This is a genomic window from Marinobacter persicus (assembly GCF_900114155.1).
In the GTDB taxonomy this organism is placed as follows: Bacteria; Pseudomonadota; Gammaproteobacteria; order Pseudomonadales; family Oleiphilaceae; genus Marinobacter; species Marinobacter persicus.
The window spans coordinates 39,081-51,621 of the sequence record NZ_FOSC01000003.1 but is presented as its reverse complement, the minus strand read 5'-3'; the positions used below and the strand labels follow the sequence as shown (position 1 = coordinate 51,621).

Annotated in this window: 9 protein-coding genes; 5 read left to right on the top strand and 4 right to left on the bottom strand. The window is 59.1% G+C overall.

Annotated elements, in window-relative coordinates:
• Window positions 1-32: 32 nt before the first annotated feature.
• Window positions 33-2,243, bottom strand: coding sequence for a peptidase domain-containing ABC transporter (locus tag BMZ63_RS03960; protein ID WP_091701980.1), 2,211 nt, complete (start codon window positions 2,241-2,243; stop codon window positions 33-35).
• Between the two features lie 100 nt (window positions 2,244-2,343).
• Entirely contained in the window at window positions 2,344-2,538 is a 195-nt protein-coding gene (locus BMZ63_RS14845; protein ID WP_143072191.1) for a hypothetical protein, read from the bottom strand.
• Between the two features lie 58 nt (window positions 2,539-2,596).
• On the opposite strand from BMZ63_RS14845, the gene mutS reads away from it, so the two are divergent.
• Window positions 2,597-5,218 (top strand): DNA mismatch repair protein MutS, encoded by a 2,622-nt coding sequence (mutS, locus tag BMZ63_RS03955; protein WP_091701974.1) that lies wholly within the window; start codon window positions 2,597-2,599, stop codon window positions 5,216-5,218.
• 160 nt (window positions 5,219-5,378) lie between these two features.
• Window positions 5,379-5,702 (top strand): ferredoxin FdxA, encoded by a 324-nt coding sequence (fdxA, locus tag BMZ63_RS03950; RefSeq protein ID WP_023009330.1) that lies wholly within the window; start codon window positions 5,379-5,381, stop codon window positions 5,700-5,702.
• 107 nt (window positions 5,703-5,809) lie between these two features.
• Here the strand turns inward: fdxA and BMZ63_RS03945 are convergent, their stop codons facing one another.
• Window positions 5,810-7,441, bottom strand: coding sequence for an acyl-CoA synthetase (locus BMZ63_RS03945; RefSeq protein WP_091701971.1), 1,632 nt, complete (start codon window positions 7,439-7,441; stop codon window positions 5,810-5,812).
• Window positions 7,442-7,604: 163 nt separating this feature from the next.
• On the opposite strand from BMZ63_RS03945, the gene BMZ63_RS03940 reads away from it, so the two are divergent.
• From BMZ63_RS03940 to BMZ63_RS03930, 3 genes are read left to right on the top strand one after another with little or no spacing between them, the layout of a single operon-like run.
• Window positions 7,605-9,116 carry a sensor histidine kinase gene (locus tag BMZ63_RS03940; RefSeq protein ID WP_091701969.1) on the top strand — a complete coding sequence of 504 codons (1,512 nt, stop codon included), beginning with the start codon at window positions 7,605-7,607 and terminating at the stop codon, window positions 9,114-9,116.
• Window positions 9,113-9,760: a response regulator transcription factor gene (locus tag BMZ63_RS03935; protein ID WP_091701966.1), complete on the top strand. Its 648-nt coding sequence runs from the start codon at window positions 9,113-9,115 to the stop codon at window positions 9,758-9,760. The genes BMZ63_RS03940 and BMZ63_RS03935 overlap by 4 nt, the downstream gene beginning before the upstream one ends.
• Window position 9,761: 1 nt before the next feature.
• On the top strand, window positions 9,762-10,967 hold the full coding sequence (locus BMZ63_RS03930; protein WP_091701963.1) for a BaiN/RdsA family NAD(P)/FAD-dependent oxidoreductase: 1,206 nt from the start codon (window positions 9,762-9,764) through the stop codon (window positions 10,965-10,967).
• Between the two features lie 38 nt (window positions 10,968-11,005).
• Here the strand turns inward: BMZ63_RS03930 and BMZ63_RS03925 are convergent, their stop codons facing one another.
• On the bottom strand, window positions 11,006-12,541 hold the full coding sequence (locus BMZ63_RS03925) for a phospholipase D family protein (RefSeq protein WP_091701961.1): 1,536 nt from the start codon (window positions 12,539-12,541) through the stop codon (window positions 11,006-11,008).

Below are 12,541 nucleotides of genomic sequence, written 5' to 3'. Positions count from 1 at the left end.
ACCCAAAAATTAATACAAAAAAACAAAACGCCCTATGATATATTTAAACATCGACTCCAAGGTCGCCCCCCACTCATAACTAAACGCTCCTTAACTATCAAATTACCGGGAACCTTATGAGCTATGAAAACAATCATTACCCTTCCATTTATTTTATTAACAGTTCTCGCGAGATCTTCCGCGGAACTGTCGTCCAAATTAGAAGTAGCTTCATCAAAGATGAGAATCTCTGGTTTTTTTAACAATGCCCGAGCAATAGCTATCCTCTGTTTCTGCCCACCCGAAAGCCCAACACCATTTTCCCCCAGAGACGTCTGATACCCATCGGGCAACTGTTCAATCACGTCATGAATACCCGCCCAACGACACGCCGATACAATCTCTTCAAAACTGGCCAAGGGATTGGCCATTTGCACATTCTCGTACACAGAGCCTGAGAAAAGTCTGGTCTCCTGGGGAACCACACCAATTTTTGATCGCAATTCGTTAGCGGAAAAATGCCGGATATCCCGTCCGCCCAATAGGATGCGACCACTGGACGGGCGATAGAAGCCAAGAATGAGCTTGGCCAACGTGCTCTTGCCCGAGCCCGATGGCCCCATCACCAATGTTGTCTTTCCAGGGGTGAAGGAGTAGGAAAGGTCTTGAAAGAGCCAGGGATGATCCTCGCTATATCGGAACCCAACATTTTCCAATTCAATCTTGGGTTCGTCACCTTTCGCCCTATTTGGCTTCAGGGCATAGGGTTCGGTGGGCACGTTCATTAAATCACCCAGCCGCTTCACAGCCAGATTTGCCTGCTGGAATTCCTGGTATAGGCCAACCAATCTGAGGAGAGGTTGCGAGAGCCGGCTGGAGAACATCTGGAAAGCCACGAGCATGCCGATCGTAAACCCATCGTTCTGCATAACCAGAAGCGCGCCAACCACCAAAATTGCAAGCGTCTGAAGTTGTTCGAGGAACTGGGACAGGGTGTTGTAAGTATTTGACAGTTGTCGCGTAGAAAACGTGGAGTGCAGATAATCCGCCAGGAAATTACCGTAGCGTCGCTCCAATTGCGGCTCCAGCTGCAAAGATTTAACCGTCTCCATGCCGCCCACGTATTCAGTGACGTAAGCCTGGTTCCGCGCTCCCAAAAGAAACTGCTTATTCAACCTGTCTCGCAGGGTTGGCGTGACGGCAAGACTTAGCAAAGCGAGGAGTGCTAAAAGCCCTACCGCGATAAGAGAAAGTTGCCAGCTATACCAGAACATCACTGCCAGTAGGACAAGCATGAAGGGCACATCCAGCAAGAGCGATACGGCCGCGCCCGAAACAAACTCACGAATTGTCTCCACCCCCTGAATACGGGCCACCAGCGTGCCAGTGGGACGATTGGCGAAGTAAGGCATTGGCAATTTAAGAAGATGAGAAAAGACCCGGTGGCCTAATACCGCGTCAATTCGATTTCCGGTATGAATCACCAGATACTGCCTGACCCAAGTAAATACAGCAGAAAAAATAATGGCCAATGCCATCCCGGCCCCGATTGCGATCAGAGTACTCTGGGTCTGGTGAACGACCACCTTGTCAATGATCACTTGTGTAAACAGAGGTGTGGCTAGCCCAACAAGCTGCAAAAGAAGAGAGGCTACAAGGATGTCTCGCCAGACTCGTTTATGTTTCAGGAGCTCCGGTATAAACCATCGGAATCCGAACTCCTTCTCAACTGACGCCCTTTTTCCGTCTTCATCCTTCAGTTCTTCCGAGACTGGGGCAATCAAGCACAATTCTGGCTCTATTAAACCCTCCAATTCAGAGGTCTGAATCGTGTGCATGTCTTGGGAGTCAGGCCTGAAATAGTGGACTCCGTCTTCGTCAACGGCAGAAATAAGAATTGGTAACCGCAGGCCAACGCCAACAACTCCCTCGGTCTCTGGCTCCTTTGATGACTCTTCGGAGCAGCCCAGATTTTCGGGATCTCGCAAGTAGGCAATGCAAGGCAGGTTAACCTCGGCCAAACCCGGAACCTGATTCAGTGGGCAAATACCATGCCTCAGCCCCAATTCCTTAAGAGCCTGAAAAAGGTCTGCGATGCTATACGTGCCGTTGACCGGTGGGTGCTGCTGAACAAACAACCTGGAATCGAAGGGGATACGATGGAAGCGGCAGAGGCTACCTGCCACCCAGACGGCATGGCTTTCCTTTAGAGTAGTTACAAAATCCATTTCGTTGACGCTTTCGTCCCTGTGTTTGGGCGACATTTCTGATTAACCGCCCGAAACCAATCCATTGGTCCCACACCTATTCGTACGCTCTCATCCAGAGACAGGCAAGGGTATGCTCACGTTTTTTTGACAGTGGTCAAATCGTGTGAGTGTCATATAATCCCGACATCAAATCCCCAACTCCCGACGCAACGTGGCCGCAGCAGATCGCCAGCACTTCCATGCCCATGATCGGACTTGACAAAAAAGGACCACCTTTGGTTTTGGTTCTGGTTCGGCGACGGCGGCTACCGATTTTGAATAGTTTGGCTTTGCGGTCCATTTCATCCAAGCCGCAATTTTCCTACAATTCCTTTCTTTACCAACGGCAACCTCAACCGGACACCTCCATGCCAGCACCCCAAACCGAACAGCCCCGACACACCCCCATGATGCAGCAATACCTGAAGATCAAGGGCGAACACCCCAACGAGCTGGTGTTCTACCGTATGGGGGATTTCTACGAGCTGTTCTACGACGACGCCAAGAAGGCGGCGGAGTTGCTGGACATTACCCTCACGGCCCGGGGCCAGTCCGGCGGCAACCCCATTCCCATGGCGGGCATTCCCTACCACTCGGCGGAGAACTACATTGCGCGGCTGGTGCGGGGCGGGCATTCGCTGGCCATTTGCGAGCAGATTGGCGATCCGGCCACCAGCAAGGGGCCGGTGGAACGGAAAGTGGTGCGTATTGTCACGCCCGGCACCCTGAGTGACGAGGCGTTTCTGGAAGACCGGCGCGATAACCTGCTGGCTGCCATTTTCAGCCACAAGGAAAGCTTCGGTATTGCCTCGCTGGACATCTCCAGCGGCCGCTTTGCCGTGTCCGAACTGGAAGGCCTCGAAGCACTGCAGGGCGAGCTTCAGCGCCTGCGCCCGGCGGAGATTCTGATCAGTGAGGACTTCCCCTACGGCGAGATTCTGGAAGGATTTACCGGCATTCGGCGCCAGGGCCCCTGGCTGTTCGAGGAAGACTCCGCCCACCGCATCATTACCCAGCAATTGCAGGTCAAGGATCTCACCGGTTTTGGCTGTGAAGACCTGCACCTGGCCATCTGCGCCGCCGGCTGCCTGCTGCAATACGCCCGGGAAACCCAGCGCACCGCCCTGCCGCACATCCGCAAGCTCAGCCGCGAACGGCGAGAGGATGCGGTCATCCTGGATGCCACCAGCCGCCGCAACCTGGAAATCGACACCAACCTGATGGGCGGCACCCAGCACACCCTGGCCTGGGTCATGGACCGCACCGCCACCGCCATGGGCGCCCGGGAACTGCGCCGTTGGCTGAACCGGCCACTGCGGGACGTGGAAACCGTCAAACACCGCCAGCAGGCCGTTTCCGCCCTGCTGGACGGCTTTCACTACGAGCCGGTGCACGATCTGCTCAAGAAGGTCGGCGACATCGAACGCATTCTGTCCCGGGTCGCCCTGCGTTCGGCCCGCCCCCGGGACCTGGCTCGCCTGCGCGATGCCTTTCAGGCCCTGCCGGAACTGCAGGATGCGCTGAAGCCAGTCAACTCTCACCACGTGGTAAAACTGGCGGCGACCGTCGGCGAGTATCCGGGACTGGCGGACCTGCTGGGGCGTGCCATCATCGAAAACCCGCCGGTGGTGGTACGCGATGGTGGCGTGATTGCCGAGGGTTTCGATGAAGAACTGGATGATTTGCGCAACATCAGCGAGAACGCCGGCCAGTTCCTGCTGGATGTGGAAACCCGCGAGCGCGAACGCACCGGCATCTCCACCCTGAAAGTGGGCTACAACCGGGTGCACGGTTACTACATCGAAATCAGCCGCGCCCAGTCCGACCAGGCACCGGTGGATTACATCCGCCGCCAGACCCTGAAAAACGCCGAGCGCTTCATCACCCCGGAGCTCAAAGAGTTCGAAGACAAGGCCCTGAGCGCCAAGAGTCGGGCACTGGCCCGGGAAAAAGGGCTGTACGACGAGGTACTGGAAACCGTGGCCGAACAACTGGCGCCGCTGCAGGACGCGGCCCAGGCCCTGGCCGAGCTGGATGTGCTGAGCAACTTTGCCGAGCGTGCCACCAGTCTGCGCTTCACCGCCCCGGAATTCACCGACCAGCCCGGCTTCAACGTGGAGGAAGGCCGCCATCCGGTGGTGGAACAACTGCTGAGCGAGCCGTTCGTACCCAACAACCTGCTGATGGACAACAAGCGCCGGATGCTGGTGATCACCGGCCCCAACATGGGCGGTAAGTCCACCTACATGCGCCAGGCGGCGCTCATTGCACTGCTGGCCTACACCGGCAGCTTCGTGCCCGCCGACCGTGCCGTGCTTGGGCCGGTGGACCGCATTTTCACCCGCATGGGCTCCTCGGATGACATCGCCGGCGGCCGTTCCACCTTCATGGTGGAAATGACCGAAACCGCCAACATCCTGCACAACGCCACCGAACACAGCCTGGTGTTGATGGACGAAGTAGGCCGGGGCACCAGCACCTTCGATGGTCTGTCCCTGGCCTGGGCCACCGCCGAGCACCTGGCCAAGCACATTCGCTGCTACACCCTGTTTGCCACCCACTATTTTGAACTGACCCAACTGGCCGAAGACCTGGAGCATGCGGTGAACGTGCATCTCACCGCCACCGAGCATGACGATTCCATCGTGTTCCTGCACAACGTGCACGACGGCCCCGCCAGCCAGAGTTACGGGCTGCAGGTGGCCAAACTGGCCGGTGTGCCGCAAAATGTGATCACCCACGCGAAAAGTCAGTTGGCGCAACTGGAAGGCGAGGAACGGCCCACCGCCACACCAGCCGGTGAAGCGCGTGAGCCGGCCGCCCCTGAGCCCCAAAGCCGTCCGGCGGAAACCATCATGCAGGGCGACATGTTCGCCAGCATGGAGCCAAGCGTTGTGGAAGAAAGCCTGCGCAAGCTGGATCTGGACAACCTGACGCCCCGGGAGGCTCTGAACCGGCTGTACGAACTCAAGGAAAAACTGGAAAGCTGAAAAAAGTGACGGAGAATTGACCCAGGCAATAAGGATATAGCCAGCGAAAGCTTGCGGCTGTGCGGGTCGCTCCCTACAATATCGCGCACAAAATCAGAACCGGAGCCAAATTACACAAGCTCCTGATGAGACCGATTACTCCACGACCAGGGATCTGACTATGGCCTTTATCGTTACTGATAACTGCATCAAGTGCAAATACACCGACTGTGTGGAAGTCTGCCCGGTAGACTGTTTCTACGAAGGCCCGAACTTTCTGGTAATCGACCCGGACGAGTGCATTGACTGCGCCCTCTGCGAGCCGGAATGCCCCGCCGAAGCGATCTTCTCGGAAGACGAGCTGCCGGCCGGCCAGGAAGCCTTTGTTGAGATCAACGCCGACCTGGCAGGCAAGTGGCCGAACATCACCGAAAAGAAAGACCCGCTGCCAGACGCCGAAGAGTGGGATGGCAAGCCGGACAAGCTGCAGTACCTGGAGCGCTAAACCAGACTGCGCTGCCTATCGCCGCCAGGGCTTCCCCGCCCTGGCGGCTCATATCACCTCTCACCCCTCGATCACTACCGATCACCAGCCCGGCTTTCTTCTCCGATTCACTGCATCTCCTTCGCCTGATTACGCAACATGAACTTGCGGATCTTGCCCGTGGATGTCTTCGGCAAACGGGTAAACACCACCTTGCCAGGCACCTTGAAAATCGCCAGATGCTGTCGGCAAAAGGCAATGATTTCATCCTCCGTGACATCGTCCGAGTCCGGCTTCAGGGTCACGAAGGCACAGGGAATTTCTCCCCAGCGTTCATCCGGCCCGGCCACCACCGCCGCCTCCAGCACCGCCGGGTGCTTGTAGAGCGCATCTTCAACTTCGATGGTGGAAATATTCTCGCCACCGGAAATGATGATGTCTTTTAACCGATCCCGGATCTCCATATAACCATCCTTGTGCCACACCGCCAGATCCCCGGTATGGAACCAGCCCCCACGGAAAGCGTCCGCAGTTGCTTCGGGATTCTTCAGGTAGCCCTTCATCACGGTATTGCCGCGCAGGAAAATCTCACCCAGGGTTTTGCCGTCTTTCGGCACCGGTTTCAGGGTACGGGGGTCGGCCACCATGGTGCCGGCCAGGGTCTGGTAACGCACGCCCTGCCGGGCTTTGAGCCGGGCCCGCTGGTCCAGCGGCAGGCCGTCCCACTCCGGCTTCCAGGCACACAGGGTCACCAGGCCGTAAACTTCGGTCAGCCCGTAGGCGTGGGTGACCCGCACGCCCATTTCCTCGATGCCCTGAATCAGTTGCGCGGGCGGCGCAGCACCGCCGGTAAGGGCGTTCACTTCATGACGGAGTTCCGCCTTGGCTTCGGCCGATGCGTTCAGCAAGGCATTCAAAACAATCGGCGCACCGCACAAATGGGTGACCTGATGGGCGCGAATCAGCTGCAACACCTTTTCCGGGTCCACCCGGCGCAGGCAAATATGAGTACCGGCCATGGCGGTGATGGTCCAGGGGAAGCACCAGCCGTTGCAGTGAAACATGGGCAGCGTCCACAGATACACCGGGTGCATGCCCATGGACCAGGCGGTCTGGTTACCCAGAGCCTGCATGAACGCGCCGCGATGATGATACACCACCCCTTTCGGATTACCGGTAGTGCCGGACGTGTAGTTCAGGGAGATGGCGTCCCACTCATCCGGCGGAAATGACCACTCGGCTTGCGGGTCGCCTTCCAGCAAAAATGCTTCGTAATCCAGCTCGCTGACCGGCTCACCCTCGCCGTATTCCGGATCATCCACCTCAATCAGCAACGGTTTTTGCTTGAGACGGGCAACCGCCTGGCGAATCACCTCACCGTATTCCCTGTCGGCAATCACCACCCGGGTTTCACTGTGTTCCAGCATGTAGGCGATGGCCGGCGCATCCTGGCGCACATTCAGGGAGTTAAGCACGGCCCCCGCCATGGGCACGCCAAAATGGCATTCAATCATGGCCGGAATATTGGGCAGCATCACCGCCACCGTATCGCCCCGGCCAATGCCCCGCCCGGCCAGTGCCGAGGCCAGGCGGCGGCAACGCTCGCCGGTCTCGGCCCAGGTATAGCGGATAGCACCATGAATAATGGAAGGCTGGTCCGGGTAAACGCTGGCCGTACGTTCAAGAAAATCAACCGGCGACTGCACGGCGTAATTGGCCTGACACGGCTCAAGACCCTGATCGTAAATGGATGTCGCCATGGAACCCTCTGACCGCCTCACTGTTTTGGGAATGCAATGGGAACGTTATGCTCTTCTAACAGGCGCTGCCTAAACAGGTATACTGTGTGGCAGCGAAACCCGAAGCGCCGGAACCATATCATAAAACCGGTCGAAATCTTACGATGCACCGACCAGGGCCCGCATGAGCATAGCCGATCAGCCAACACCTTACCCGCTGCTGCCCAACGACCCGCAGCCTACCCTGATTCTGGACCAGCGTGGCCAGGTAGTGGCATCCACCCGCTCAGTTCACCAACTGATGGAAGACGCCGGGCTCAGCAGCCCCGAGGCCATGCTGCCGGTAAACACCGTACACCTGATACGGGCAGCGCTCACCCAGAATCGCGCCATCGAGAACGTCGAATCCCGGTTTGCCGGCTACGATTGCATCTGGTGCTTCATACCCGACACCGGCAGCCAGCAGGTGATCGCCCGTGGCCGGGAAGCCACCCGGGAGATTCGCCTGCGTGAACAGGCCCAACGCTCCAACCGCCTGTACCGGCTGATTACCGAAAACACCACCGACCTCATCTCCCGCCACGCACCGGACGGCCGCTTTATCGATGCCACCCCCGCCTCCTGGCAATTGCTGGGCTATCGCCCGGAAGCGCTGCGCGGCAAGACCCTTGAAGAAGTCTTTGACAGCGAACAGGCCGCCAAAAAGCTGGCCGAAGCCCAGGAAAAACTGCGCGAAGAAGGCTATGCCACCCTCACACTGAACATCACCCATCCGGACGGCAAGGCCCGGTACCTGGAAATCTCCAGCCGGGCCATTCGGGAAACCTACACGGGTGCGGTGGTGGAGGTCATCAGCGTGTCCCGCGACATTACCTCCCGGGTGGAATCGGAGGAGAAAAACCGGCTTCTGGCCGATGAACTGGCACACACCACCCGCCTGGCGACGCTCGGCGAGCTGGCCTCCAGTGTCGCTCACGAAATGAACCAGCCGCTTGCCTCCATTGTCAACTTTGCCAGCGCCAGCCAGCGATTTCTGCAGGGCGCCCAGCAACAGCCCGCCCGCCTGGCCAAGGTGGAAGACGGGCTGGAGAAAATCGTCCACCATGCAAACCGGGCATCGGAAGTCATCAAGCGGCTGCGGGCCTTCCTGCGCAAGGGTCAGAAACGCATGGCCCCGATTGCCGTTAATGATGTCGCCGCCAATGTTGCCCGTTTGTGCCAGTGGGAGGCCGAAAAAAAGCGCGTGCGAATCGTTGAAAGCCTGACCGACAGCCAGCCGATAATCACGGCCGACCCGGTGTTGCTGGAACAGGTTCTGATCAACCTGATTCGTAACGCCATCGACGCCAGCGTTGAAGCCCGCCAGAACGGCAGCAAAATTCAGGCGGAGCTGGCGAACGTGGTCATTGAAACCCGCCTGAACGACAACGGCGAAGTCCTGCTGGAAGTCACCGACGAAGGCCCCGGTCTGAGCGAAGAGGCCATCCGGCAGATCTTCCAGCCCTTCTACACCAGCAAACCCCAGGGGCTGGGACTTGGATTGTCCATGAGCCGCTCTATAATCGAAGACTTTGGCGGCTTTCTGGATGCCGCCCCGGCCAGCACCGGCGGCCTGACCCTGACCTGCCGTTTTCCGGCAAACACCCAGAGAAACACGCCAGTACCCATGGAGAGTTCGGATGGAGAGTTCAGATGACTGATTCAGCCAACAGCCAGCCGGCCACGGTGTGCGTGGTAGACGACGACGCCGGCATGCTTGAATCCACCCAGTGGCTGCTGGAGTCGGTGGGCCTGACCGTCAAGGCCTACAGCGACGGCCGCCGTTTTCTGGACACGGTGGACGACACCAACGTCGGCTGCGTGGTGCTGGATGTGCGCATGCCCGGCCTGGGCGGGCTGAACGTTCAGGAAGAGATGCAGAAGCGGGACCTGAACATCCCGATCATTTTTGTTTCCGGCCACGCCGATGTGCCCATCGTGGTGCGGGCGTTCAAATCCGGCGCCTTTGATTTCATTGAAAAGCCCTTCAACCAGCAGCTGCTGCTGGACAGCGTGCAGCAGGCCCTGCAGGAACACCAGAACGGCCGCCAGCATGCCGCCGACGCCAGCACGGAAAAACGCCTGGCCAGCATGACCCGACGCGAGCGGGACGTTTTTCTGCCCCTGGCCCAGGGCTACACCAGCCGGGAAATTGCCGACCAATTGGGCGTCAGCGTGAAAACCATCGACCTCTACCGGGCGCGGGTGATGAAACGTCTGGGCGCCGACCGTCTGCCGGATGTTACCGGCCTGGCCATTGCCGCCGGGTTGCTGGACCCGCTGGATCTGCGCAAGCAATAACATGGCACCTCCTTCAAACAACCGTCAGCCAACCCATCACGACGTCATCATTATCGGCGCCGGTGCCGCCGGGCTGATGTGTGCGGCCACCACCGGTTACCGGGGCAGGCGGACGCTGGTGCTGGATCACGCCAACAAGCCGGGCAAGAAAATCCTGATGTCCGGTGGAGGGCGCTGCAATTTCACCAATCTGAACAGCACACCGGCGAATTTCCTGTCGGACAACCCCCACTACTGCATTTCTGCCCTGAAACGGTACACCCCGCAGGATTTCGTGGAGCTGGTGGACCGCCACGGCGTGGAGTACGAGGAAAAAGCACCGGGGCAACTGTTCTGCCAGGACAGCGCCAAAGACATACTCAATGTGCTGTTGACCGAATGCGAGTGGGCTGGTGCCGAGATCCGCATGGAGACCTCCGTGAACTCGGTGACCGAAACCGGCGACGGTTACCACCTGGCCACCAGCGCTGGCAACTTTACTTGCGAGTCACTGGTGGTGGCCACCGGCGGCCTGTCCATTCCCACCATGGGCGCCACCGGTTTCGGCTACGACATTGCCAGACAGTTTGGCCTTGAAGTGTTGCCCACCCGCGCCGGGCTGGTGCCCTTCACCCTGCATCCGGAGCTCAAGCAGCAACTGGCTCCGCTGTCCGGCGTCAGTTGTCCGGTGGACGCCCACTGCCATAATGAACATTTCCGCGAACCCATGCTGGTTACCCACCGGGGCCTGAGCGGGCCGGCCATGCTGCAGGTGTCCAGTTACTGGCAGCCCGGCGATGAGATACACATCAACCTGTTGCCGGCACAGAAAATCCAGCAGGACCTGCTGGACCTGCGCAGGGACAAACCACAATCCACCCTTCTCCAATACCTTAATCAGCACCTGCCCAAGCGTTTCGCCCAGGCCTTCAACGAACTGCAGGGCTGGCGAGGGCCGTTGCAGGAATACCGCAATGCCGACATCGGGCAGGTGGCCCAGGCCCTGGGCGACTGGACCATCAAACCGGCCGGCACCGAAGGGTACCGCACAGCCGAGGTCACCCTGGGCGGGGTGGATACCCGCCAGTTATCCTCGAAAACCATGGCGGTTCAGGACCAGCCCAACCTGTTCTTTATCGGGGAAGTGGTGGATGTCACCGGGCACCTGGGCGGGCACAATTTCCAGTGGGCCTGGGCTTCGGGCGTGGCGGCCGGGAACGTGGCCTGAGACCAGCCAAGCGTTTGCTCGCGCCTCATCAGGGGCATTTACAGGTATTTGGCAATCGGCAGCCAGGACAGAAAACCGGACTGGAATCGACGCCACAAGCCCACATCCGGCTCATGGCCAACCGTGAGGTCGCCCGCATGCCAGCGCAGATCGCCGTTCTCATCCAGGCTGACCCGCCAGCTGTTTTCCGGGCCAGTGGCATAATCAATGTCATCCGCCACGGCCCTGGCCAGTTCCGGGCTGTGAATGATAAAAACGGTCTCGCCGTTCAGGTAAATCGACCGAAGGTTCACGTTGAACGAGCCGACAAACAGGGTCTTCCGATCAAACACCACCGCTTTTGAGTGCAGGCTCAGGCCGCCTGGCCCACAGGCCACACCATCTGCAATCCACTGCCTGCAGGCGGGTGAGTCCGGGCGTAATTCGTACAGATCAATGCCGCTTGCCAGCATCGCCTTGCGCCAGCGGGCATAACCCGAGTGATTGGTGAGCAGGTCATTGGTGGCCAGTGAGTTGGTGAACGCTGTCACCGACACATCGGGGTTGCCAAGGCCGCTGGTGCCGTTCAGTTCCTCGTCGGTGAGAATCAGGTAGGCAGATTCAATCAGGATTTCGGTCTCGGCCGCATTCGCCAGCCGATACAATGCCCGTGCGGTGGCTTTCGGGGTGCTGGCGGGGCCTTCCGGATTTTCCGGCGGCGGGTCAAACACCAGTTCGGCCGGAGCCTGTATCACCCCCGCGAACGTCTGATCCAGATACTTCCGGGCAGCCTCCTCGCCCGCCGGCGGGCGGGTCCGCAATGCCGGCCTCTCAACACTCTGCTCAAGCACTTCGGGCAGGTCCCCGGGGCTCAGTTCGTGCAGTTGATCTAGCGGGTATGCCCAGAGATCCTGCCAGTAGGCCTGAAAGCTGTCGCCCAGGGGGTCGGCCAGCGGGCCGAGCACCAATATGTCACGGTCACGGGTGTTCTGCAGCGGGTCTTCATCGAAGTATTCATCACCGATATTGCGGCCACCGGCAATGCCCGCGTGGCCATCCACCACGAAACTCTTGTTGTGCATGCGCCGGTTGATGCGGTCGAAATTCGCCGCCAACGCAAACAGACGGGACACCCCATTCCGGGCACGCACCGGGTTAAAAACACGCACGGTAATGTTCGGATGGGCATCAAGCCGGGCAAACAGTGGCTCCTTGCCCGCCAGGTTAATGTCGTCCAGCAACAGCCGCACCTGCACCCCACGATCAGCGGCGACCAGTAGCCGGCCAGCAAGGTAACGGCCCGTGGCATCGTCGTTCCAGATGTAGTACTGGGCATCGATGCTGTGGTTTGCCACTTCAATCAGGGCCGCCCGGGCCAGGAAGGCCTCGCGCCCGGTGTTCAGCAGGGCAAAGCCGGATTCCCCGGTTTGGGAGTCGAGGTGCTGCTGGCGTTGCTCCTGTAAAAACGAATCAGCCACTGACTCTGCTCCCGAACTGTCTCCGTGCTTTACCGGCTGCAGACCACTCGCGCAGCCGGTCAGAACACTGGCGCATACCAGCGCCAGAAATACCTTGCGCCATGTTCCTACAAGCAT

Coding starts and splice junctions, on each gene's coding strand:
- BMZ63_RS03935 (WP_091701966.1), top strand. CDS start 9,113: ATGACTGATTCAGCCAACAGCCAGCCGGCCACGGTGTGCGTGGTAGAC.
- BMZ63_RS03930 (WP_091701963.1), top strand. CDS start 9,762: ATGGCACCTCCTTCAAACAACCGTCAGCCAACCCATCACGACGTCATC.
- BMZ63_RS03925 (WP_091701961.1), bottom strand. CDS start 12,541: ATGCTTGTAGGAACATGGCGCAAGGTATTTCTGGCGCTGGTATGCGCC.
- BMZ63_RS03960 (WP_091701980.1), bottom strand. CDS start 2,243: ATGTCGCCCAAACACAGGGACGAAAGCGTCAACGAAATGGATTTTGTA.
- fdxA (WP_023009330.1), top strand. CDS start 5,379: ATGGCCTTTATCGTTACTGATAACTGCATCAAGTGCAAATACACCGAC.
- BMZ63_RS03940 (WP_091701969.1), top strand. CDS start 7,605: ATGAGCATAGCCGATCAGCCAACACCTTACCCGCTGCTGCCCAACGAC.
- mutS (WP_091701974.1), top strand. CDS start 2,597: ATGCCAGCACCCCAAACCGAACAGCCCCGACACACCCCCATGATGCAG.
- BMZ63_RS03945 (WP_091701971.1), bottom strand. CDS start 7,441: ATGGCGACATCCATTTACGATCAGGGTCTTGAGCCGTGTCAGGCCAAT.